22 protein-coding genes and 1 pseudogene are annotated in these 24,785 nt (G+C 42.8%); 20 read left to right on the top strand and 3 right to left on the bottom strand.

Going from position 1 to position 24,785, the window contains the following annotated elements:
- Positions 1–75 precede the first annotated feature (75 nt).
- Genes AC6H3C_RS08600 through AC6H3C_RS08590 form a run of 3 tightly spaced genes read left to right on the top strand, consistent with a single transcriptional unit; the run spans position 76 to position 6,078 of the window.
- A complete protein-coding gene (locus tag AC6H3C_RS08600) occupies positions 76–2,478 on the top strand; it encodes a penicillin-binding protein 1A (RefSeq protein WP_497520336.1) in 2,403 nt (800 codons plus the stop codon).
- Positions 2,479–2,521: 43 nt separating this feature from the next.
- Positions 2,522–4,300 (top strand): chloride channel protein, encoded by a 1,779-nt coding sequence (locus tag AC6H3C_RS08595; protein ID WP_497520335.1) that lies wholly within the window; start codon positions 2,522–2,524, stop codon positions 4,298–4,300.
- Positions 4,301–4,311: 11 nt separating this feature from the next.
- Entirely contained in the window at positions 4,312–6,078 is a 1,767-nt protein-coding gene (locus tag AC6H3C_RS08590; RefSeq protein WP_497520334.1) for a chloride channel protein, read from the top strand.
- Between the two features lie 12 nt (positions 6,079–6,090).
- On the opposite strand, the gene AC6H3C_RS08585 is transcribed toward AC6H3C_RS08590, so the two are convergent.
- Together AC6H3C_RS08585 and AC6H3C_RS08580 are read right to left on the bottom strand one after the other, a co-directional pair.
- Positions 6,091–6,483 carry a hypothetical protein gene (locus tag AC6H3C_RS08585; protein WP_497520333.1) on the bottom strand — a complete coding sequence of 131 codons (393 nt, stop codon included), beginning with the start codon at positions 6,481–6,483 and terminating at the stop codon, positions 6,091–6,093.
- Positions 6,484–6,598: 115 nt separating this feature from the next.
- Complete coding sequence (locus AC6H3C_RS08580) at positions 6,599–7,072, bottom strand: aminoacyl-tRNA deacylase (protein WP_497520332.1); 474 nt, start codon at positions 7,070–7,072, stop codon at positions 6,599–6,601.
- A gap of 284 nt (positions 7,073–7,356) precedes the next feature.
- Between AC6H3C_RS08580 and glyA the strand changes: the two genes are divergently transcribed.
- On the top strand, positions 7,357–8,637 hold the full coding sequence (gene glyA, locus AC6H3C_RS08575; RefSeq protein ID WP_497520331.1) for a serine hydroxymethyltransferase: 1,281 nt from the start codon (positions 7,357–7,359) through the stop codon (positions 8,635–8,637).
- A 213-nt stretch (positions 8,638–8,850) separates the two neighbouring features.
- Here glyA and AC6H3C_RS08570 read toward each other — a convergent pair whose 3' ends face one another.
- Positions 8,851–10,020, bottom strand: a complete 1,170-nt coding sequence (locus AC6H3C_RS08570; RefSeq protein WP_497520330.1) for a serine hydrolase domain-containing protein — start codon at positions 10,018–10,020, stop codon at positions 8,851–8,853.
- Positions 10,021–10,249: 229 nt separating this feature from the next.
- On the opposite strand from AC6H3C_RS08570, the gene AC6H3C_RS08565 reads away from it, so the two are divergent.
- The 16 genes and pseudogenes from AC6H3C_RS08565 (at position 10,250) to AC6H3C_RS08490 (ending at position 24,694) form a co-directional block, all read left to right on the top strand.
- Positions 10,250–10,831, top strand: coding sequence for a TetR/AcrR family transcriptional regulator (locus AC6H3C_RS08565; protein WP_497520329.1), 582 nt, complete (start codon positions 10,250–10,252; stop codon positions 10,829–10,831).
- Positions 10,832–10,896: 65 nt separating this feature from the next.
- On the top strand, positions 10,897–13,908 hold the full coding sequence (locus tag AC6H3C_RS08560) for an efflux RND transporter permease subunit (RefSeq protein ID WP_497520328.1): 3,012 nt from the start codon (positions 10,897–10,899) through the stop codon (positions 13,906–13,908).
- 9 nt (positions 13,909–13,917) lie between these two features.
- Positions 13,918–14,865 (top strand): 3-oxoacyl-ACP synthase III family protein, encoded by a 948-nt coding sequence (locus AC6H3C_RS08555; RefSeq protein WP_497520327.1) that lies wholly within the window; start codon positions 13,918–13,920, stop codon positions 14,863–14,865.
- A gap of 7 nt (positions 14,866–14,872) precedes the next feature.
- Positions 14,873–15,643: a class I SAM-dependent methyltransferase gene (locus AC6H3C_RS08550; RefSeq protein WP_497520326.1), complete on the top strand. Its 771-nt coding sequence runs from the start codon at positions 14,873–14,875 to the stop codon at positions 15,641–15,643.
- 9 nt (positions 15,644–15,652) lie between these two features.
- Positions 15,653–16,258, top strand: a complete 606-nt coding sequence (locus AC6H3C_RS08545) for a 1-acyl-sn-glycerol-3-phosphate acyltransferase (protein WP_497520325.1) — start codon at positions 15,653–15,655, stop codon at positions 16,256–16,258.
- Positions 16,259–16,261: 3 nt separating this feature from the next.
- Positions 16,262–17,110, top strand: coding sequence for a patatin-like phospholipase family protein (locus AC6H3C_RS08540; RefSeq protein ID WP_497520324.1), 849 nt, complete (start codon positions 16,262–16,264; stop codon positions 17,108–17,110).
- 21 nt (positions 17,111–17,131) lie between these two features.
- Positions 17,132–17,947 carry a lyso-glycine lipid O-acyltransferase GlsA gene (gene glsA, locus AC6H3C_RS08535; protein ID WP_497520323.1) on the top strand — a complete coding sequence of 272 codons (816 nt, stop codon included), beginning with the start codon at positions 17,132–17,134 and terminating at the stop codon, positions 17,945–17,947.
- Positions 17,944–18,639 carry a glycosyltransferase family 2 protein gene (locus tag AC6H3C_RS08530; RefSeq protein ID WP_497520322.1) on the top strand — a complete coding sequence of 232 codons (696 nt, stop codon included), beginning with the start codon at positions 17,944–17,946 and terminating at the stop codon, positions 18,637–18,639. Before glsA ends, AC6H3C_RS08530 begins: the two co-directional genes overlap by 4 nt.
- 179 nt (positions 18,640–18,818) lie before the next feature.
- Positions 18,819–20,198, top strand: a complete 1,380-nt coding sequence (locus AC6H3C_RS08525; protein ID WP_497520321.1) for a DUF1302 family protein — start codon at positions 18,819–18,821, stop codon at positions 20,196–20,198.
- A gap of 19 nt (positions 20,199–20,217) precedes the next feature.
- Positions 20,218–20,586 (top strand): TolC family protein, encoded by a 369-nt coding sequence (locus AC6H3C_RS08520; protein WP_497520320.1) that lies wholly within the window; start codon positions 20,218–20,220, stop codon positions 20,584–20,586.
- 52 nt (positions 20,587–20,638) lie between these two features.
- Positions 20,639–20,989: pseudogene (locus AC6H3C_RS08515) on the top strand (DNA-binding domain-containing protein); the annotation flags it as partial.
- A 21-nt stretch (positions 20,990–21,010) separates the two neighbouring features.
- On the top strand, positions 21,011–21,334 hold the full coding sequence (locus tag AC6H3C_RS08510; RefSeq protein ID WP_497521257.1) for a DUF4469 domain-containing protein: 324 nt from the start codon (positions 21,011–21,013) through the stop codon (positions 21,332–21,334).
- Positions 21,335–21,470: 136 nt separating this feature from the next.
- Complete coding sequence (locus AC6H3C_RS08505; protein WP_497520318.1) at positions 21,471–22,097, top strand: TetR/AcrR family transcriptional regulator; 627 nt, start codon at positions 21,471–21,473, stop codon at positions 22,095–22,097.
- Positions 22,098–22,183: 86 nt separating this feature from the next.
- Entirely contained in the window at positions 22,184–22,612 is a 429-nt protein-coding gene (locus AC6H3C_RS08500) for a hypothetical protein (RefSeq protein WP_497520317.1), read from the top strand.
- A 348-nt stretch (positions 22,613–22,960) separates the two neighbouring features.
- The gene (locus tag AC6H3C_RS08495) at positions 22,961–23,548 is read left to right on the top strand and encodes a TetR/AcrR family transcriptional regulator (protein ID WP_497520316.1); all 588 of its coding nucleotides are present in this window, start codon (positions 22,961–22,963) and stop codon (positions 23,546–23,548) included.
- A 51-nt stretch (positions 23,549–23,599) separates the two neighbouring features.
- Positions 23,600–24,694: an alkene reductase gene (locus AC6H3C_RS08490; protein WP_497520314.1), complete on the top strand. Its 1,095-nt coding sequence runs from the start codon at positions 23,600–23,602 to the stop codon at positions 24,692–24,694.
- The last annotated feature ends 91 nt before the right edge of the window (positions 24,695–24,785 follow it).

The raw sequence follows: 24,785 nt of genomic DNA, 5'->3' as shown, positions 1-24,785 counted from the left end.
TTTTTGACCCTTCAAAAATAGAGAGGAGATTTTTAACATTTAATTCCTTAGTTTTGGGTGAAAATTTAGAGTAAAATGCCGCAAAAGAAAACTCCTGTAAAAAAGGCAACAACCAAATCCAATACGAAACCGAAAACAAAACGCCGATCGAAAAAATCTCATACTGCATCCAAACGGGTCGGTTGGCTGGCGTTAAAGATTTTGGCGGCCGGTATCATTTTATTTGCCTTGTTTTTTACAGCTGTTTACCTGGGGTTCCTGGGAGTGGTGCCAACTGCAGCACAATTACAGAACATTAAAAACCCTCAGGCATCAGAGGTTTATTCAGAAGAGGGAAAGCTATTGGGCCGTTATTATATCGAAAACAGGAGCAACGTCACGTTTGATGAGATTTCGCCCAACATCATCCATGCCCTTATTGCCACCGAAGATTCGCGTTTTTATGAACACCGTGGAATTGACGAGATCGCTCTGTTCCGGGTCTTTATAAAAACCCTGATGCTGCAGGAAAGAAGCGCCGGAGGAGGAAGCACGATCAGTCAGCAAATTGCCAAAAACCTGTTTCCCCGAAATAACCTCTGGGTATTTTCGATGCCTGTTAATAAACTGCGTGAAGCCATCATCGCTTATCGCCTGGAACGGATTTACACCAAAGATGAAATACTTACGCTCTACCTGAATACGGTACCGTTTGGCGAAAATATTTTTGGCATCGAGGTGGCCGCCGAGCGATTCTTCAGTAAAAAACCGAAAAACCTGACGGTTGACGAAGCCGCTGTTTTGGTGGGTATGCTGAAAGCAAACAATGCCTATAACCCGCGTATCCATCCTGAAAGATCAACCGAACGGAGGAATGTGGTCATCGCGCAGATGGTAAAAAACGATTTTTTAACCGAAGAAGAAGGCCGGATCTTCCGGGAAAAGCCGCTCAAACTCCGTTACCGCCGTATTTCCTATAATGAAGGGCCGGCGCCGTATTTTCTTGAAATGTTACGACCTGAGCTGATCGCCTGGTGTAAAAATAACCTCAACGAGAAAGGCGAGGCTTATAACCTGTACACCGACGGCTTACGAATTGAAACAACCATCAACTACGATTATCAGTATTTTGCTCAGCAATCGGTCGTCGAGTACATGAACAATCTGCAGGGAGTTTTCGACAATCACTGGAAAAATACAGACCCGTGGGCAAAAGATCCTTCCATCCTGCAACGTGCCATCCGGCAAACCGAGCGGTACAAAAACATGCGGGCTTCGGGCAAAAGCGAAGAGGAAATAAAAGAAGCTTTCAATAAGAAAGTTGAAACCACCCTGTTTACCTGGGAAGGCGACAAACACCTTCAGCTTAGCCCGCTCGATTCGCTGAAACATTACCTGAAGATACTGAATGCCGGGTTCATCGCGATTGATCCGGCCAACGGGCAAGTAAAAGCCTGGGTTGGAGGAATTGATTACCGGTATTTCAAATACGACCATGTGACAGCTGCCCGCCAGGTGGGTTCGTCTTTTAAACCTTTTGTCTATCTGGCTGCCCTTGAACAGGGATTAAGTCCGTATAGCTACTACGCCAACGAGCGGAAAATTTACGAAGATTACCAGGACTGGTCTCCGCGAAATTCGCATGAAGAATACGAAGGTTATTACAGCATGCAGGAAGCCCTGGCCAGATCAATCAATACCGTGGCTGTTGATGTATTGATGCAAACCGGCATTGACGAGGTGGTTGAAACCTCGCATGAACTGGGAATCAGCCGCGACCTGCCTAAATTTCCGTCACTGGCGCTGGGCGTGGCGTCCATCAGCCTGAAAGAAATGGTTTCGGCCTACGGAACTATTTTAAATGAAGGAATTTACTATCCGCCCAATTACCTGGTAGCCATTAAAGACAAACAGGGAAAAGTATTGACCGGATTTGAACCGCCTTTGCCCCGGTATACCGGTTTAAACGAAGAAAATTGCCGGATCCTGTTGCATATGCTGCAGTCGGTGATTGACGGTGGTACCGGATCGGCCATTCGTTCTGTTTATCGTATTCCGGGCGACTTTGCCGGAAAAACAGGAACAACCCAGGACCATGCCGACGGTTGGTTTATCGGGATGAACCCGAGGCTGGTAACCGGCTGCTGGGCAGGCGCCGACGATCCCGGAATTCATTTTAGAACAATTAATTACGGACAGGGAGCTTACATGGCTTTACCCATTGTCGGAAAATTTTATAATAAAATGTACAGCGACCAACGATACCGCAATCAGCAGTTCGCTTCGTTCCGCCAGCCCTCGCCCGAAGTCCTGGCAGCCCTGGATATCCCCGGGTACCGCGACGAACCGGAAAAAGAAGATATCGGCAAGCTGATTGAGCAAATCTTTGCCCGTGGAAAGAACCGGCCGGAAACGCAACCTGCCAGACCCGGCTCACAGGAACCGGAAACAAAAAAAATCTGGGAAACGTTCAAAGATATCTTTAAAAAGAAAAAATAGATCCGTAACTTATTCACCCGATGTATCCGTAACTTTAAGGTAAATGAAACGAAATTTACCATTTATTGTCCGTTTTCACCGTTGGCGTTTACGACATCTCAGTGAGCGTAAGCTCATTGTTTTGCTCAGTATTGTGATCGGCGTCGTTGTCGGCATTTTGGCAACCATCATTAAAAACTCGGTTTGGCTTACCCAATCGGTTATTTATAAAATAATCGATCAGGAAGTACACAACTACATTTACGTGATACTTCCTTCGATCGGTATTTTTATCACTGTGTTTATTGTCCGTTTTATCATCCGGAATCCGGTAAGGCCGGGAATTCCGAATGTATTGCACAGCATCTCGCGCCGGCGCGGGGAACTAAGCAGGCACAACCTTTTTTCGTCGGTTGTTACCAGTGCGATCACGGTTGGTTTTGGCGGTTCTGTTGGACTGGAAGGCCCAACGGTAGCTACCGGGGCTGCTTATGGCTCCTGGTTGTCGCGTTTTTTCCGGCTGAACTACAAACATACCATTCTGCTGCTGGCCTGTGCCTCGGCGGCAGCCATGGCCGCTATTTTTAAGGCGCCTATTGCCGCGATTGTGTTTGCCGTGGAAGTGATCATGATCGAACTGACCACATTTTCGCTGGTACCCTTGTTGCTGGCCTCATCTTCGGCGGTGGTTACATCTTACTTTTTCATGGGACACGATGTTCTTTACCCGTTTAAAGTTGAAAATACCTTTGTCATTGCCGACCTGCCCTATTACATCCTGCTCGGGATTGTTGCCGGATTGGTATCAGCCTACTTTACCCGCATTTACATCTACATTTCCGCCAAATTTGAACAAACCGGGAATATTTGGAGCCGGTGGATCTCCGGCGGACTTCTGCTTGGCATCATCATCTTCGTCTTTCCGTCGCTTTACGGCGAAGGCTACGAATCCATCAATTCGTGTCTGGCAGGCGATGTGGGTTACCTGTTTAACAATTCGGTCTTCTTTCATATGCAGGAAAACCTTTGGTGGGTGTTTGCCATCATGATCGCGATCATTCTGCTGAAGGTAGTTGCTTCGGCCATTACATTCGGCGCCGGGGGTGTCGGGGGAATTTTTGCCCCAACCTTGTTTATCGGGGTGAACACCGGGATGTTATTTGCCCTGATTGTGGATACATTTGGCATTCAGCATATTGATAAGAATAATTTTGCACTCATCGGCATGTCGGGGCTGATTGCCGGCGTACTGCAGGCCCCTCTGACCGGCATTTTCCTGATTGCCGACATATCAGGCGGATACCAGCTCTTTGTTCCGCTGATGATTACGGCTACCTTTTCGTATGTGACGGCTAAAGCCTTTGCTCCCAGGTCGGTTTATCATTTTCAGCTTGCGAACCGAAAAGAACTGATGACGCACGACAAAGACAAAAATGTACTTCAGCTGATGGAAGTCAGAAAACTGATCGAAACAGATTTCGTCAGTTTATCGCCGGAGGCGACTTTGCGCGATTTAACCGAAGCCATCGCGAAGGCACACCGCAACCTGTTCCCGATTGTTGACCAGGATGGTTATCTGAAAGGCATGGTGAAAATGGATGATATCCGTCACCTCATCTTTAAAAGTGAGTTGTACGACCAGGTCCTGGTTCGTGACTTGATGTATCCGCCGGAGCATTTTATTTCGACCGAAGATTCGATGGAACAGGTGGTGGAAAAATTTGAAAGTACAGGAAGGTATAATCTGGCGGTCATCGATCATGGAAAGTATGTCGGGTTTATATCCAGGGCCCGCGTGTTTTCATCCTACCGGAAAACCATGAGTTACTTCTCGCATGAATAATATAATTTGAAATGGCAAAATTTAAAAAAAAATTGAGAGTATTTTTGAAGAAAACAGCCGGCGACCATAAAATTTACTGGTTGAGCCTGGTTATTGGGTTGATTAGCGGAACAGCCGCTTTAATCCTGAAAAATCTGATCCATTTTGTCAGCGAAAGCCTGGTTGGCAACCTGAATATAACCGCCGAAAGTATTTTGTTCTTCGCTTTTCCCGTAACGGGGATCTTAATTACCGTCCTGATCATCAGGTATTTTATTAAAGACGACTTAGGGCATGGCGTCACAAAAGTATTGGCGGCTATCAGTTTAAACAAAGGAAAGCTGAAAGGTCATCATACCTTTTCAAGCATCATCACCAGTAGCTTTACAATCGGCTTTGGCGGATCGGTCGGCGCTGAAGCGCCTGTGGTGCTGACCGGTGCAGGAATTGGTTCCTACATCGGACGCTTCTTTAAATTGAGCTACCCCGAAACCATGTTGTTGCTGGGCTGCGGGGCTACCGGGGCCATCGCGGGTATTTTTAAAGCGCCTTTGGCCGGAATTATTTTCACACTCGAAGTGTTAATGCTCGATTTGACAATGGCTTCCCTGATTCCGCTGCTGATTTCGGGTATTACAGCCGCCGTACTGGCCTATTATTTTATGGGCGACGCCCTTTTGTTTAAATTTCACCTGGTCAATACCTTCGATGCCTCCAATATCCCGTTTTATCTGTTACTGGGTATTTTTGCCGGTTTCGTTTCGCTTTATTTTACCCGGATGACCATGTACCTGGAGGCCAAGTACAAAAAAATTAAAAACCAATTTTTTCGAATTGCCCTTTGCGGACTGATCCTGGGGCTTTTAATTTTTATTTTCCCTCCGCTTTGGGGTGAAGGATACAGCTCTGTCAATAAAATATTTAACGGGCTGGGCCCCGATTTGCTGGATAATTCGCTCTTTTTCAATCTGAAAGATGATCCCTGGTTTATCATTACCTTCCTGTTCATGTTGATATTCTTTAAAGTATTGGCCATGACGGCAACCACCGCGGGTGGCGGAGTTGGCGGCATTTTTGCCCCCACCTTGTTTGTAGGGGCCATTGGCGGTTATTTTGTGGCCAGCTTCGCGAACCTGACCCTGGGAACAAACCTTCCGACCGATAATTTCGCCCTGGCCGGTATGGGAGCCATGATGGCCGGCATCATGCACGCGCCTTTACTCGGCATTTTCCTCACCGCCGAAATTACCGGAGGGTACCAGTTATTTTTCCCGCTGATCATTTCGGCCACCACATCGTACCTGACCATTATGCGCTTTGAACCATATTCGATCTATACCAAACGGCTGGCCCAAAAAGGGGAGCTGGTTACACACCACAAAGATAAAGCGGCCCTGCATTTCATGGAAGTGGCAAAACTCATTGAAACCGACTTTGAAACCCTGCCTCCCAACGCGACCCTGGGCGACCTGACCCGGGTCATCGCCCGCTCAAAGCGAAATTTGTTTCCCGTTGTCGGGCCCGACGGAACCTTACATGGCATGGTGAAAATGGATGACATCCGCGAGATTATTTTTAAGCATGAGTTGTACGACAAGGTATTCGTAAAGGATTTGATGTATATGCCCGAACACTATATCTCGCCCAAAGATACCATGCACAAAGTGGCCGAAAAATTCGAACGCAGCGGCCGGTTCAATTTAGCGGTGATCGACGATGGCAAATACATCGGTTTTATATCGAGGGCGCGAGTTTTCTCCAGTTACCGGTATACCATGCGTTCGTTATCGCACGATTAAGCCGGGCCGGTTTCAGCGGAAGCTCTTCAGGTAAAGTGCATAAATAGCGACAAACAGCAGGGTAAAAATCAAATTGATTGATGAGAATGCATTGGCAGACAACCAGAACATCGGCATCAGCATGATGACAATCTGCGCTGTAAGGTATACATAAAAACCGGTCCTTTTCCATTTCCACATGTATATAATTCCGGTAAGCGAACCCAGGTACAGTGCGCCAAAAACAGCGAAATACAAGGGGCTCAGTTGCTGTGCATTTTGCACATTGGTTAACTGTTCAATAAGCGTTATGGCCCGGCTGTAAAAAAGCGAAATACCCCAAAAGGTTAAAATGGCGATGCTGTTTCCGACGGCGCTAAGGGTCAATGCTGCCACAAGCAACAACGGACGGTCCTGCTGTTTCATTTCTTTTTATTTTACGGATGGTAACAGCTTCCAAATTTCAACTAAATAAAAGAAACCTCCAACATATCGGAGGTTTCTTTCGAAAAAAATTGTCGGGCAAAAAAAGCATCGTTCTTCATGCTGTCCGGGCCGTTGAAAAACGCAGAACAACCGGTTTTACCAATCGTTCAAAGTCTGCATAGGCCATCCGGATCAGTTCAACATGCGTTCCGGCATTGAAGGCTATTTCTTCATCTTCGGCCAGGCTTTCGGCCACATAAACCTCCATGTCGTAAAGATTTCCAAACGGAGGCATGGCCCCTACCTCGCACTCCGGGAACAGGTGTTTAAACTCCATCTCATTGGCAATTTCAACTTTTTTTGCGCCGGTAGTTTCTTTGAGCAGCCGGAGATTAATGAGGTACGAGGCCGGCAATACAGCCATCGCCATTCGGCCATCGAGCTTTACCATGACCGTTTTTGCCAGTTCTTTGCCCGGAATATGGGTTGTTGCAGCAATCCGTTGGGCATTGTAAGCCAGTGAGTGGCGGATGGTAATATACTCAATGTTGTTTTTGTCCAGAAATTCTTTCAGTGTTTTAATTGGCATGACAGGTTATTTTTCTTTATCCAACATCAGATGTTTCAGACATCGCGTATTTCAATTAACCGCTGCCTGCCCGTAACGGGCCCTGGTTCCGGCACACTGGTTAACTGGTATGGAAGAGGATGATCTAATTTACAAAAATTGACGATGGAAAGCAATAAATTTCACAGGCACATATTCATCAGCTATTCTCTTTTCGGTTTAAAAAATTCACATTTTGTTGATTTCTATTCCTTCCGATCAGTGGCAAAAAATTTTACCTTTGCGCTTTAATCTGAATATACAAAATGAAAAGAGATCAACTTGTATTCGACATTATTGAAAAAGAACGCCAGCGCCAACTAAGCGGAATTGAATTGATCGCTTCGGAAAACTTTGTCAGCGAACAGGTTATGGAAGCGATGGGTTCAGTGATGACCAACAAATATGCCGAAGGTTATCCCGGAAAACGCTACTACGGAGGCTGTCAGTACGTCGACATGACAGAACAAATGGCCATCGACCGGTTGAAGGAACTTTTTGACGCTGAATATGCCAATGTTCAACCACACTCGGGAGCACAGGCCAACGCCGCGGTATTAAGCGTTATCCTGAATCCCGGAGACAAATTCCTCGGACTTGATCTTTCGCACGGCGGCCACTTGTCTCACGGTTCACCGGTAAATTCATCGGGCATTTTGTACCAACCTGTTGCCTACCATGTAAAAGAAGATACCGGTCTGGTAGATTACGACGAGATGGAAGCTTTGGCCAAAGAACATAAGCCCAAACTGATTATCGGCGGCGCTTCGGCCTATTCGCGCGAATGGGACTATGCTCGTATGCGTAAAATTGCCGACGAGGTAGGAGCAATGCTGATGATCGACATGGCTCACCCGGCCGGTTTAATTGCTGCCGGACTGCTCGAAAACCCGGTAAAACATGCCCACATTGTCACCTCAACAACACATAAAACATTACGCGGCCCGCGCGGAGGCATCATCCTGATGGGGAAAGACTTTGAAAATCCGTTTGGTTATAAGACCCCCAAAGGTGAAACCAAAATGATGTCGGCCGTAATCGATTTTGCCGTATTCCCCGGTCAGCAAGGCGGACCGCTGGAACATGTCATCGCGTCGAAAGCCATTGCTTTTGGCGAAGCGCTCGACCCTTCGTATAAAGTTTACCAGGCCCAGGTGAAAAAGAACGCGGCTGTCATGGCACAGGCCTTTGTTGATAAAGGATACAAAGTGATCTCCGGCGGCACCGATAATCACAGTATGTTGATTGATTTGCGCACCAAATTCCCTGAATTAACCGGTAAATCTGCCGAAAATGCGCTGGTAAAAGCCGATATTACCATCAACAAAAACATGGTCCCGTTTGACAGCCGCTCGCCGTTTACCACTTCCGGTCTGCGCGTAGGCACTCCGGCCATCACCACCCGTGGTTTAAAAGAAGACAAAATGCCGGTTATTGTCGATTTAATCGACGAAGTATTGAGCGATTTCGAAAACGAAGAGCTGATCAAAGCGGTTAAAACAAAAGTGAATATACTGATGAAGGATTTGCCCTTGTTTGCCTGGTAAATTTCATTCTGACAAAATTACACAACAGAGGTTGTCCCGGAAAGTTCAAAATTTCCAGGACAGCCTTTTTTCTTCCTGACACCGCTGCCATTATTCAAGGATCAATTGAATTTGTTGCGGCAGAATTTCGAAAACAGAGTCGTCTCCCCCATTTTTCCTGATCGATCAGAAAAAGGCCCGGCAAAAAAGCCAGGCCCTGAAATATTTTGAAGGTTATTCTTCATTCTTTTCGCCGGTTGCCGGTGGACTGTTCTCCGGTTTTTCCCGGGGATCAATCCTGGCCAAAAATTTATCGGCAATTTGCGGAGCCGGTAAACTTCCTGTTTCATCGGCGGTGTTGCTGCAAACGCTCACCACCAGTTTTTGTTCGGGATAAACCATTAACATGGAGCTTCCGCCAATGGTCGACCCCATCTGCATATAAATCGTCCGGTTTTCCCGGTCGGTAGTCATCCACCAGCCAAATCCCCGGTTGGTTTCGTACCCGTTTTTCAACACCAGCCTGGTAAAAAACAGGTCGAGCGATTCCTGTTTGAAAAATCCTTCTTTCAATATGGCCTGCCCGGCCTTATTCAGATCATCGGCCGTGGATAAAAGCCCGAGTGAAGGAGCGCAAAACTGAAAATCGATACAGGGGGCATTGATCAGTTGGGCGATATAATTCTGATAATAAGGCGCCGCGCGGTTTTCAATAATCATCGAAGTATTGTCAAAAACCGTTTCCGTTAAGCCGAGCGTATCCAATACCAGATCTTTCATCAATTTCGAGAAACGGGTTTCCGTTACATCTTCGGCCAGAATACCAAGCATCGAAATCCCGTAATCGGATACGGCGTAATACTCGTCGGGCGGATAAGCCAGGCTGTCGGTACTATACAATTTGATGTATTCTTTCAGGCTGCCGGTGTCCTTAATTTTGAGCAGGTTGGCCGGCGCATCTTCCGGAAACCCGGCCGAATAGGTACCCAGCTGCGACAAGGTAAAGTCCCACTGTTTTTTCGGGTATTCCGGGATATACGCGGAAAAAGAATCCGTCATCTTCAGCTTGCCTTCTTCCTGCAATTTGGCCATCAGAAAGGCGGTAAACATATGCGTCGTTCTCCCGATACGGTACTTGGTTTCGGGGCCTGCTGGCACACGTAACTCTTTATTGGCAAGCCCCATACCTTCCGACCAGACTGTTTCGCCGTCAACCGACACCGAAACCGACAAGCCGGGCAGAGAAGAGGTGATCAGATGGACTTTCAAATCTTCGCGTCCCGCCAGGATTTCGTCTTTGTATTGAACATTTAAAACAATCCGGCTATTGGTTCTTTTTTTTGAGCACGAAGAAAAACCCAATAAGAATAACGCAAAAGGCAGGTAAGTTTTTACCAAAAGCATTTTGAATTTCAGTTGTTTTGTTTTCATCATTCTTGATCTAAAAAAAGACATTAAAAAAGTTTTTTTGATGATGTTTGTGAATGCGGCAGCATTTACATCGCGGCTCCGAAAATAATAAAATCAGTCGATTTGACCGATGACAAACCGTTAAAATTACACTGAAAAATTTGGAAAATCAAAAAATCAAACGCATATTTGTACCGTAAAACAATTTTAGTACAAAAAGAACATGAGTATTGACGATACCAAAGAATCAATTTTAAGCGTTGCGAATAGGCTATTCAGTCGCTTTGGATTCCATAAAACCTCAATGGACGAAATAGCAAAAATCGCGAGGAAAGCCAAAGGTTCCTTATACTATCATTTTGCAAGCAAGGAGGAGCTATTTAAGGAGGTAGTATCAATAGAAATGATAAACCTGAAAAATCAGCTGTCTTTTATTGTTAATAATCCTGATTTGACTTCTTCTGAAAAGGTAAAAAAATATCTCGTTAAAAGAATGGAGATTCTCAATTCTGCTGCAAATTATCATGAAACGCTAAAAGCTGATTTTTTTGAGCATTTTCATTTCATTGATGATTTGCGATCCGAATTAGATGCATGGGAAAAAGAAAACCTGAAAAAGATAATCCTACAAGGCGCTGAAAAGGGTGAATTTGCAATAATTGGAGATATTGATGTTTTGTTAGACGTATTCATTATGGTTATAAAAGGGCTTGAGATACCTTTCTTTCTACAAAACAAATATGTGAAATACGCTCCTCATTTTGAAGGTTTAATTGGAATACTCACAAAAGGTTTGTCTACATAAATTTTTTTGCACCAAAACTGACTAAAAAACATTTAAAGTATAAATATTTTTCAAAACAACAAAAGATGAACAGATTCGCAGAAGGCATAGTGAAATTTAAATGGCTTATAATTATAGCCGTTGCAGGATTAACTGTATTCTTTAGTTACCAGGCAAAAGACCTGCATATAAACGCTGATATAATAAGCTCTTTGCCCGATGATGACCCTGCTGCCCGGTTGTACAAGGAGATAGGCACACAGTTTGGCGGAAACGATATGGGAATGATTGTTCTTGAAACCGATGATGTTTTTAACGTGGAAGTCATTCAGCATATAAAGCAAATTACTGACAGCCTTAAATATACCAATGGTGTTTCAACCGTTACAAGCTTAACCAATATTCTCGATATTAAAAGCTCTGAATGGGGTATTGAAATCGGCAAGCTGGTTGATGAGTATGATTTGCCCGTTGAGCAATTGCAGTTAGACAGCCTAAAAAACTATGTTTTCTCTAAAGAGATGTACAGGGGAGTTGTTGTTTCAGAGGACGGAACGGCAACCGCAATTATGGTTACACTTCTCCCTGACGAAGATAAACAGGCTGTTGCGAAAGAAATTAAGGATAAAATTGAAGCATTGGATTTGCCCGAAACAATTTACTTTGGCGGTCTGCCCATGATGATGAACGACATTAACGATTTGATTGTTTCGGATATTGTTTGGCTTGTTCCCATCGTTTTCCTTGTAATAGCCATTATTTTATTGTTGAGTTTCAAATCTTTTAGAGGGGTATTGTTGCCGTTGCTCACAGCAGGTTTGGCCGTTATTTGGACAATAGGCTTAATGGCAGTAACCGGGTATGAGCTGACCATTATTTCAAATATAATTCCGGTTGTGCTGCTTGCTGTAGGAAGTGCTTATACAATTCATGTGCTCAATAGTATAAACCACAATAAACTTGCAGACAGAAAACAAGCATTACTTCAAGCGCTTAGATACATTCTGGTTCCTGTAATACTGGCAGCAGTAACCACGGCCATCGGGTTTGTATCATTTGTTTTTGGGGCATACCTCACCATGATAAAAGACTTCGGGATATTTACTGCGGTCGGTACACTAATCGCTTTAATACTATCCCTGTTTTTTGTTCCCGCACTTATTTCGGGTTTGGCAATGTACAGCAAAAAAACCGTTATCGAAAACGAAGAAAAGCAAACCATATTAACCCACAAAATTCTGCTGCCCTTAGTGAAATTTCTGTTTAAACATCCCAAATATACACTAACAGGTTGGGGAGTTCTGCTAATGCTATGTATTGGTGGCATATCGTTGATAAAAACCAGTGTAAACATGGCCGACTATTTTAAGAAAGATAATCCAACAAGGGTTGCAGAGGATGTTATGCAGAAAAAATTTGGCGGCTCATTACCGGTATTTGTTGTTTTTGAAGGTGATATGCAAAGCCCCGAGGTGCTGAAGATGATGATTGGTACCGAACATTTCATGAAGGAAGACGCGAATATTGAAATAACACAGTCGGTAGCAGACCTGATTGAACAAATGAACGATGCCATGGGCGAGGGTGAAAAAATACCTGACGACAAGGCAAAAATTGAACAATTATGGTTTCTGCTCGATGGGCAGGAAGTTATGCCCCAACTCGTGAATGATGACCTTTCCAAAGGAATTATCCAATCGAGATTTGCATCGGTTGACAGTAAAGAACTGGAGGTGTTCACTGCAAAAATGAACCGGTTCATCGAGGAAAACCCGAACGAACATTGTAAAATTGAATTGACCGGGATGCCGTCTGTGTACGTTAAGCTCAACAGCAGCTTGATAAATAGCCAGTATAACAGCTTGTTAATAGCCATTGTTATGGTTGCATTAATTGTAGGCTTGATTTTACGCTCCGCTACAAAAGGGATTTTTGCCACCATACCCGTTGTTGCAACAATCATCGTGTTATTCGGGTTCATGGGCATAACCGGTATCCCCCTCGATATTGCTACCGTACTTGTGGCCAGCATTGCCTTGGGTATCGGCATCGATTATTCCATCCATGTAATTATCGGTTTCAATAAGCATTTGATAAGCAACGGGGATACTGAAAAAGCCATAGAAGAAACTATGTTGCATAGTGGCAAGGCTGTAATTATCAATGTCATATCGGTATCAGCCGGATTTTTGGTCCTTCTGTTTTCGCAAATCGTGCCCTTGCAAAACTTCGGCTTACTGGTTGCCATAAGCATGTTTGGTTCCGGGTTTGGGGCATTAACGCTATTACCGGTTATTTTAATCCTTGTGAACCGAAAACGTAAAATAATAGCAGATAATCATTCACAATTAAAAATAAAAAGTATGAAATCAAGAATTCAAACAGCGGTAATAACCGCCATTATCGTAGCAGGAGGTATTTTTTCTGCCAATGCACAAGATGCCACATCCATTCTTAAAAAAATGGACGATGTGATGTACTCACCCAAAGACATGACTGGGAAAAATAAAATTGTCCTGATTGACAAAAACGGGAAAGAAGAAACCCGGGAAGCAACCATTCAGCAAAAAGGGACCGACAAGCGGATGTTCCGGTTTACATCACCTGCATCACAGGCCGGCATTGCCGTATTGTCGCTTCCCAACGATGTGATGTATTTGTATTTGCCCGCTTTTGGCAAAGAAAGAAGAATTGCGACAAGCGCTAAAAACCAAAACTTTGCAGGTACAGATTTCTCTTATGATGATATGGAGTCTGTTCTGTTTTCGGTAAAGTACACCCCTGTATTGGCAAGGACCGATGCCTCTATTTTCGTTCTTGAACTCACTCCCAAAGGGAAATCGGATTACTCAAAAGTTATTGCACACATCAACAAGGCAAACTATTACCCCGAGCTGATGGAGTATTACGACAAAGCAGGGAATAAGGCAAAAGAGGCAAAATATACCTTCAAAAAGATTGGGAATTACTGGAATGCCGCGGAAATTGAAATGACCGACTTAAAGAAAAGCCACAAAACCAAAATGCAAATGTCGGACGTGAAGTACGACACCGGCCTTTCGGATGATGAATTTACAGTGCGAAAATTACTACAGTAAGCTAATTCCATGTTCATAAACCTTATATCTGAATATTTGCCCGACACCATAATTCCGAACGATTACTTTTTTGATAATTGTGGGATTACCGACGCTGAAATAATTGCAAAAAGTGGAATCAGGTACCGAAGGCACACACGGTCCGATGAAAACACGAACACGATGGCAATTGAGGCGGTAAAGAATGCAGAGGGCAGGTTGCCGTACCGTATTGGCGAAGTTGACCTGATTATTGGTGCAACCTATACGCCTTTTGACACGGTTGGCACAATTGCCCATGCTGTCCAGGCATATTTTAAGATTGATAAAACCAGGTGCTTCAACATAGACTCTGCATGTTCGTCCTTCATTAATGCATTGGAAGTAGTTGAAGCCTATTTTACCACCGGCAAAGCGCATAAGGCTTTGCTGGTGATATCTGAAAACAACAGCCTCTACAGCAACCCGTCCGACCCCAAATCGGGCTTTCTTTGGGGCGATGGTGCAGCAGCAGTGGTTTTATCCAACGAAAGATACTCTGATGAAGACATTGAAGTGATTGATATAAATACCACCGGCTTAGGCAACATTGGCAAAAGTATAGAAGGCGTTTATCTAAGACCCGGTAATGGAGGTATAAAAATGCCTTTTGGAAAAGATGTTTTTCAATTTGCCTGTACTTACATGGTACAGGAAACAGAGCAAATATTATGCAAAAACAATATTTCTGTCAATCAGTTGAATTATTTCATCCCTCATCAGGCAAACGCCAGAATTACAGATTTTGTTGCAAAAAAATTAAAATTAGACACCGCACAAATTCTTACAAATATTGAACAATTTGGCAATACAGGTTCGGCAAGTACGGCAATCGTGCTATCCCAAAATATGAGAAATTTTAAAACAAACGATTTGATTGTAATTTCTGTTTTTGGAGGTGGGTATTCAAGTGGGGCCGTTTTACTTAAAAAATTATGATAATCCTATGAAAGAAAAACTAAAAAATATCTTTTTCAAATTCTGGTACTGGTATGTAAGTGCGATTGATAAAAATGCAGAAATTATTTTCATGAATTATGGTTACTCAAAAGATAACCAGAAGATTGAACTTGACGAAACTGATGAAAAGAATAGGTATTCAATACAACTGTATCATTTGGTTGCAACAGGTACAGAAATTAAAAGGAAAGATATTTTGGAGGTTGGTTGTGGCCGTGGTGGAGGCTTATCGTACATAAACAGAACATTCGCACCCAATTCAGCAATCGGTATTGATTTGAATAAGAAAGCAATTAAGTTTTGTAATAAAAAATACTCAGATGAACGAGTTAAATTTTTACAGGCAAATGCACAAAAACTTTGCTTTCAGGATAACACTTTTGATGTAATAATTAATATTGAGTCAGCGCATCGATATGCTCAAATCGGGTTGTTCGTCGATGAAGTCTATCGTGTTTTGAAACCGGGAGGTTTTTTCCTCTTTGCAGATTTTGGGGATAATAAGGAGATTCATAAACTCCACACTCAATTTGTGAAGTCAAATTTTCAATTAATCAAATTTGAAAATATTACCGATAGTGTTATTGAAGCATTGAAATTAGTTACACCAGATAGAGAAGAATTAATAAGAGAGATATTGCCTAAGTTCTTTCAAAATTTGGGTCGGAATTTTGCTGCTATGGAAGGGTCTTCAACATATAACTCCTTTTTAACTGCACAATATAAGTATGTTTTTTATATTTTAAAAAAATTATAAACATCAGCCATGATAATGATAACTATATTATGTTTATTCTTTGGGTGCTTGGTTATACTCGTGAAAACTTTGGGTGGTCCCAAATATATTCTTTCAAATATCTTAGGTTGGAAAATAATTGGTGAATTTCCTGAAATTAAAAAGTCTGTTATAATATTTGCACCACACACAAGTTACTGGGATGGTTTCTATGGAAAGCTTTATTTGATGCAGTTAGGTATAAAATATAAATTTCTTTCAAAAAAAGAATTTTTCAAATTTCCATTGAAATACTTCTTCCTGATTTTTGGTTCAATTCCAGTGGATAATACAAAAGAATTTATTGATTATGTTGCCGGATTAGTTAACAATAGCAAAGAGCTGCATATCGTGTTATCGCCGGAAGGACATTTGGCGAAAGTCACACGTTGGAAAAAAGGATATTACTATATGGCAGAAAAAGCAAATATTCCGATAGTCGTCAGTTTTATTGATTATAAGAAGAAAGAAATCGGGATTAAAAAAGTGATTTACAACCCAACAAATATTGGTATAGTTAGCAATGAGATTGCTGAACTATATTCTGATGTTACAGCAAAATATCCTGAAAAGTTTTCACTTGAAATAAATAGATAAACTATGAAACAGAATGTGGCATTGGTACTATCAAGCGGGGGCTCCAGGGGGCTTGCGCATATCGGCGTTATCAACGAATTGGTGAAACAAGGCTTTCAAATAACTTCTGCTTCTGGCTCTTCTATTGGGTCGGTTATCGGAGGGCTTTATGCCATGGGGAAATTAGACGAATACGCCAAATGGGTAAGCGCCTTTAACAAGAGGGATGTTTGGGGGTTTATGGATTTTACCCTTACAACTCACGGGCTACTGAAGGGGGAACGTGTTTTCGACAAGATGAAATCGTTTATCCCTGATATGAACATCGAAGACATGCCCATCCCCTTTACCGCTGTTGCCACGGATATAATCGGCGAGAAAGAGGTTGTTTTTAACAGGGGAAGTTTTTATGAAGCAGTCCGGGCTTCCATTGCCATTCCGGCAGTTTTTACGCCTGTAGAATATGAAGATACCATACTTGTGGATGGGGGAATACTTAACCCTGTACCTATTGAACATGTAGCGAGAAAAAGCGGAGATCTACTCGTTGTGGTGAACCTGTACGGTAAAAAGACAGCCGGTGAACCCAAAGAAAAAAATGAGGAGAAAGGCTACTTAAACGGGTTGATGAAAACAATGACAACCCTCATCTCAACGGGCGACAAGCATAGTTTGGGGTACTACTCCCTTTTAAGCAGGACATCATCATCGATGATACGCCGGATTGCAGAAATGAGCATTGAACAGCACAAACCCGATTTGGTAATAAACATACCTCACGATTCGGCGAATACCTTTGATTTTTACATGGCAAAGGAATTAATGGAGCTGGGTGAAAATGAGACGAAGAAGGCATTAATGAAAATAAAATGAATCTGATTTTTATTTAACACCATGGAAGAATACATAAATATTCACAAATTAGTAAAAGAAAGCCACTCAAAGTTTTTAAAACGGTTGCCTTCCTTTATGGTCAGCATAATTAAAATAATCATAAAGGAAAATGAGATAAACCGCATTCTAAATGTTTATGCTGATTATAAAGGGGTTGATTTTTTGCCAAAAATAATTTCAGAGCTAAATATCAAGGTAGATATTGAAGGTAAAGAAAATTTACCGGAAAACAGAAATTGCTTTTTTGTTGCAAACCATCCTTATGGTTTCATCGATGGCCTAATCCTTACAAACACGATTGCCGAAAAGTATGGAGATTTTAGGGCTATTGGCAACGAGGTATTTACCCTTATTCCACATGTTAAACCAATTGTTGCTGCTGTTAATGTTTTTGGTACCAATCCAAGGCATTACCTATTGGAACTGGAAAAGGTGTTCGCATCTGAATTGCCAATCACTCACTTCCCTGCCGGTTTAGTTTCGCGAATAAATAAAAGGAAAATTGTAGACCGGGATTGGCAGAAAGCATTTGTCACTAAGGCAATTGAACATCACCGCGATGTAGTTCCAATCTTTTTTTATGGTCGTAATTCCCGTTTATTCTATTTTATCGATGTTGGAAGAAAACGAATGGGAATAAAAATAACACTGGAATTGGCGCTTTTGCCGTATGAAATTTTCAATAAGAAGAATAAAACAATTAAGGTGAGAATAGGAAAACCTATTCCTTTCCAGACTTTTGATAAAGCGAAATCGCATTCTGACTGGGCACAATTTGTGAAAGAGCAGGTTTACAATTTAAAATCAACGAAATGAAAAAGGTATCGGTAATTATTTGTGCATACAATGAGGAGAAGACCATTGAAGATGTGATCAAGTCTGTTTCAGAAGCACTAATAACCAGCGAAATAGTTGTTGTAAATGACGGTTCAACGGATAAAACAAAGGAAATAATTGAAGCAATAAAAAGGGAGCTTGAGATTACAGCAATTCATCTTGATAAAAATATGGGTAAGGGTCATGCAATGGCTGTCGGTGTTGAGAATGCTATTTTTGACATTATGGTATTTGTTGATGCCGACCAAAGAACTATACCCTCCGGCTACATTACCCAATTGGTATCACCTTTATTAAACAATGAGTGCGATATGGTTTTGGGTTATTCTACCGTAAATATTTTAAGTCAGGAAGTAAATCCATTAAAAATCCTAACGGGCGAAAGGGCTTTATATAAAGAGGATATAGCCCCAATTCTCGATAAAATGAAGGAATCGCGTTTCGGTGTCGAAACACTCCTTTACTTCTTCTACATATCTCTGGGTAAAACATTAAAATTCCTTCGGCTGGCTGAAATGAAGCATAACGATAAATATAAGAAAATGACTACATTAAAAGCCACAACAAGCTATATCAACGAGGGTTGGGAAATTGCCTATACAGCTATGAAGAATTATGATTTATTGCTAAAAGCTATTGAAAGGCAAGTAAAAAAGGGGGTTAAATTATGAGAAATATATCATGCTTAATGGTCTTGTGCATCCCACTAAATTCGAGAAAACAACTAAGCTAAAAGCCACTGAGGAGTTTATTAAAGAAGGACATCAAATCGCCCAGACAGCCTACAAGAGCTTTAGCATGGTGAGAAAAATTGTTAAAAATCAAATCAGAAACATAAAATTTTAGCATTATGAGAATAAAATATTTCATCTTTTCAATTGTTTTAATTATCGGGGTTTCAGGTACAACAAATGCCCAGGAAGAGAATCAGTTGAAGATAAGCGGGGAGCTGCTAACCGACCAGCGTATCCTGCTTAATGAAAAGAATGACTGGGCATGGAACGAGAACCGCCTGACCTTAAAATTGGACAAACGAATAGCTGGCAATTCTAAATTCTACAGCGAAGTTTGGCTGCGTAATATTGGGTTACCCAATGCTTCTCAATCGGCCGATTTATACAACAAGGGAATTGTTGACCCTTACAACCTCGAGATCAGGGAGGCGTATGTCCAGCTAAATGATTTCCTCACCAAAAATTTAGATGTAAGCATTGGCCGTCAACGTATTGTCTGGGGAACTGCCGATAAACTGAACCCCACCGACAATCTCAACCCTTACGATCTGGAGGATATTCTCGACTTTGGCCGCCACCGGGGCTCAGATGCCATTAACCTTAATTACTATTTAAACAGCGACTTCTCGTTGCAGGGCGTTTTTGTCCCGTTTTTCCAGCCGGCAAATATGCCTGTCGGGATTTTTGCCAATGCGCTCAACCCCAAAATGGAATTACCGCAAGGTATGGTGTTACAAACTTTGTCAGACACTATCCTGATGCCACGCTATAATTTGGGCGAAGGCTCTACGGCAGGTTTTAAATTTAAGGGCTTTGCAAAAGGAGTTAATTTTTCCGTTAGTTATGTTTGGGGGTACGATGGCTTACCTTTTGCTACAAAAAACACATTCATTCCTGTTGATTTGTCGGGCGGTATAAGCATTGCGTCAGAACTTTCGTTTGCCCGGACCCATATCATTGGAGCCGATTGGGCAACAAGTATTGCCGGAATTGGATTTTGGGCTGAGGCCGCAACATTTGTACCCGATAAAGATGTCGTAATGACCAATGATTTATCTGCCTTTTACCCGGAATCACCTGTGCCTGTTACACAAGATTCCGTAATCCTGGACAAATCAAAACCATACCTGAAATTTGTTGTTGGTGGCGATTACAATTTTTCCGATGGTTCATATCTTAATGTACAGTATATGCGCGGATTTGTTCACGAACGAGGGGCTGAAAACCTGAATAATTACTTCTTTATGAGATATGAGAAAAAAATTTTAAACGAAAAACTTAAAGTTTTGCCTATTGGGGGCGGTTTTATTGTAACCAATTGGGATGATGTTAAAAATAACTACGCCCTTGTTTACATGCCGGAGGTTGCATACAAGGCTACGGATAATGCCGAAATAACCCTATCAACAGTATTTTTTGACGGTAAAGGCGACAATCTGTTTGCTATTCTGAAAGACTACAACATGTTCATGTTTAAATTGAAATACAGTTTTTAAGGATATTGCCTTTGCAAGCTTGTCTATCCCGATCTCCGACTGGTGGGGAGGTTCGCACAAGTTAAAGGAACACGAAATTAAAATTGATGTGGCCAGGAATAACCTGAACGAGAAATCGGAATTAATGGAACTGCAAATGGAGAAGGCCTACAAAGAACTGACCGAGAGTTATAAGCAGATCAGCGTGGCCCAATCACTGGTCGCACAATCCCGCGAACACCTCCAGGTAATCACCGACAATTACGAGGCCGGCATCCTCTCAACGTCCGACTTACTGGAAGCGCAAGCCATCTTTCAGGAATCGCAGGATGGACTGATTAATGCCAAAAGCGTCTACCAAATCAGGCAGGTGTATTACAAACAGGCCATTGCACAACCAGTTTACTAAAACTTAGAAATACAGTTCACTTTTTAATTATAAACCATAAAATTAAAGCCTTATGAAAATCAAGTATTATTTAATCGACAATCCGATGACCGAAGATCCGAACGACTATCGCGCCCAGGTAACCGGCTACGAAGCGGTAACCGAAAATGAAATTTTTGAATATATGACCCGCAAAGGTTCGGGTATTACAACCGCCTAAGCAAAGGTCAACTACCAGGAATTTATTGAAGCGCACGAATATTTTCTGAAACAAGGCTACGGAATCAATACCGAGTTTATCAATGCCCGCCCTTTTATCCAGGGTGCATTTCGGGGAAAAGGCGATCTGTTTGACCCTTCGCGTCACCAGGTTAAGTTTAACGTGAAGCTTGGTAAATATTACAACCAGACTGCACGCGACGTAAAAATTGAAAAAGTAGAACCGGTGAGCAACAATCCCCAACCGGAAGAACTTGGAGATGTTACTTCGGGTACGGTTAATGAAATTCTTACTCCCGGAAGGGCGGCTGTACTAACAGGGCTACGCCTTAAGTTTAACGTGGATGATCGCGAACAGGGTATTTTTTTCGTAGCTGCCGACAACACGGTCGCCCGGGTAAGCAAAATTATTACCCTGACGAATTCGCAGGTGATATTCATAATCCCTCCTGAACTTGTTGCCGGGGAATATACCCTGGAAGTGCGCGTACTGCCAAAAGGAAATAAAACAGTGAAAAAAGGTTTGTTGAAAGACAAGCTGACGGTTTAATTCGCGTCCCTGCTCCTTATTCCGGCGGACAGCAGTCCGCCGGAATAACAGGCTGTAGTCCGCCGATACCGTGGGCTACAGTCCACCAAACGGTAACTGAAGTGTATTGATAATACGAAAACAAAAACACCAAATCATGATAACTAATATGGAAACAGCACGACTTAAGATCGTTAACACAGCAACAACACTTTTTCTCCGGTATGGATTTAAAAATGTGACGATAGATGACATTGCTCACGAGGGGCTGTCAAAAAAAACAATTTACCAACATTTCCCGGGTAAGGAACAACTCATTTCCGCAGTGCTTCAGGAATTGGAGCTAAAGATCAGGAAACAATTGGATCGCCTTCTTTCCGGGTCCAAAAACCCAATCGTGGCGTTCTTTCATATACACCATTACATATTCATGCAACAATTCAACCAGAAAAATACAATCTTTCCGTCCTTAAAAAAATACTATCCAATCCAATATAGTCTTTTCTGTTATACGATCGAAAAACTGGTTCACGAAAAAACAAGCGAACAACTGGAAAAGGGGATCAATGAAGGGATATTTATTCCAGGATCAGACACAGAATCATATGGCCATCTGTTGTATCATGTTTCATTTCATATTACCAATAACACATCGGTTCTGCATGAACACCGTATCGATCAGGAAGTTCTGGTTAAAGACCTGGTTTATTATGCGCTATGGTCTGTAGCCACCCCATCGGGCAGGTTGTTGCTGGAAAAAACAGGTATAAATCATCCGGCTTAATGCTGCCCGGAGCTTAACCGACAAGTGGTTTGACGACGACCGGTTTCGCTATTCTTTTTATTCCTTCAATTCACATAGAAAAACACATGATGATAAAAAAACGGTTAAAAATAAACGATCTGCATGTCCTGACCGGGATAAACATCCTCCTGCTGGTTTTTCGTGTTTCATGGGTCCTTTTCGGGAATATTCAGTTAAACAGCGACGAAGCACAGTACTGGCTTTGGTCCAGATACCCCGATCTTTCCTATTACTCGAAACCACCAATGATCGCCTATGTAAATTACCTTTCGACTTACCTGCTGGGCCATACCGAAATTGGCATCCGTATCAACGCCATTCTTATCGGATTCATTCTGCCCATAAACAAACCGGCTGGAAAGAACTGGGAGGGCATGTATCAGACATATGGAAAGAAACCGGAACAGACAGCACATTCATATTCAGCGACAACTATCATATTTCCAGCGAACTGGCTTTTTATGTCGACAATCAGCCTCAAACCTATTGTATAAACGACGGACGACGCATGAACCAATTCGATTTGTGGCCCGGGATCGAACAATTTTCAGAGAAAGGTTACGGAGCCATTTATGTTAGTTATAATCCGATCCCAGATTGGCTTGAGCAATCATTTCAAAAAACAAAGCTGGTAAAAATACAGAGCCGGCTATACCGGAACAGCGAAGTGAAGTCCCCGTTCTTTATTTATCAATTAAGCGGATTTAAAGATTATAACACGACAACTGAACAATCCGGGTACTAAGGATTAAATTCGCATTTGTTAATTCTACTTTAAATCCATCACGTTTCAGACAACATGATCTTATTAATTGGACCGAACGGTCTATTTTTGTATCGTTATGAGAAAAGCAGAACGAACAAGGCAGTACATCATTGAAAAAGCGGCTCCGATCATCAACCAGAAAGGAATGGCCGGCACTTCGCTCAGCGATATCATGGAGGCGACTCAACTGGCCAAGGGATGTCTCTATGGCAATTTTGAAAATAAAGATGAGATTTGCCTCGAAGCATTTAACTACCTCGTGAAGAAATATGCTTCTGAAATGGACGATCTGCTCAAAAATTACTCCGGCGCCAGAGAAAAGCTGTTTGCTTACCTCGATTTTTACCGACAGGGTAAATTCAGGGAGGAGCACGGAGGTTGCCCGATACTCAATTTCGGAGCAGAATCTGACGATACCAACCCGGTCATCAAAGAGCGGGTCATGCAAGCGATCCGGTCATCTCAACAAAATTTGAAAGATATGCTGCTCCTGGGAATCACTCAGGGCGAATTTTATCCGGATATGGATGCGAATAGCTTATCCCTGAAGTTTTACGCCATGCTCGAAGGAGCCGTGCTCATCAGCCGGATCTCGGACAACAGCAGCGAAATGGAACAAATTACAAAACTGATAAAAGAAGAAATTAATTCGTATCGTTTATAAATTTTTTTAACCAGAATTAGACCGATCGGTCTATTAAAAACAATGAAAACAATGAAAAACAAGTTATTTATGCCGCTCCGGCTGGGAGATTACACCTTGAAGAACCGGATTGTTATGGCGCCCTTGACACGGATGCGGGCCAATGCCGAACTGGCGCCAACCGACCTGAATGTGGAATATTATCGCCAGCGCTCGTCTGCCGGTTTAATCATCACCGAAGCCTCGCAAATATCGAAGCAAGGTCAGGGATACCCGTTTACTCCCGGAATCTATACCGATCAGCAAGTTGAAGGATGGAAAAAAATTACCCATGCCGTTCATGCTGAAGGTGGACGTATTTTTATGCAACTGTGGCATGTTGGCCGGGTGTCTCACTCATCCTTACATCCCGAAGAGGGACTTCCGGTGGCTCCTTCAGCCATTCCGGCTGAAGGTATGACCCTCACGGCAAACTGGGAACAGGTTCCTTTTGAAACGCCGCGACCTTTGGAAACTGAAGAAATCAAATCGATTATCGCAGATTACCACCGAGCTGCCATTAACGCGCAAAAAGCCGGATTTGACGGGGTTGAACTGCATTCGGCCAACGGCTACCTGCTGAACGAGTTTTTGCACGAAAAAACGAACCAACGCACCGATGAATATGGCGGTTCGGTGGAGAACCGGGCCAGGCTTACCCTGGAAGTTATTAACGAACTCGTATCGGTTTGGGGCGCCGGAAAGGTCGGCATCCGCTTGTCTCCCTTCACGTTCGTCTATGGTATTTACGACCCGGACTCGCTTCCTGTTTATGAATATCTTACCGCAAAGCTTGCCGCTTACCAGTTGGCATACATCCACCTGATCAGGGCGAGGCCGGCTGAGATTAAAGACCCCGCGGTATTCGCCAACGAAAAGGAACTCTGGAAAAACTACCCCGGAACCATTATTGCTGCCGATGGTTTTACCCCGGATACCGCATTGGAATATGTTGAAAACGGATGGGCTGATGCCATCGCATTTGGCCGTAACTTTATTGCCAATCCCGATCTGCCCGAACGAATTGAAGCAGGCGCATCCTTAAACCCCTACGACAGAGACACCTTTTACGGAGGAAACGAAAAAGGATATACCGACTATCCTTTCCTGCAAACGCAAACCTTTTGAGTTGATCTTAAAAACCTTATTCCCTGTTTTCAACCTTAGTAGCCCCATAACGGATCATTTATCTCCAACCTTATTTTTAACTTATTGAATA

The organism is Gaoshiqia sp. US2, assembly GCF_059705485.1.
This window is presented reverse-complemented; position numbering and strand designations above follow the sequence as displayed.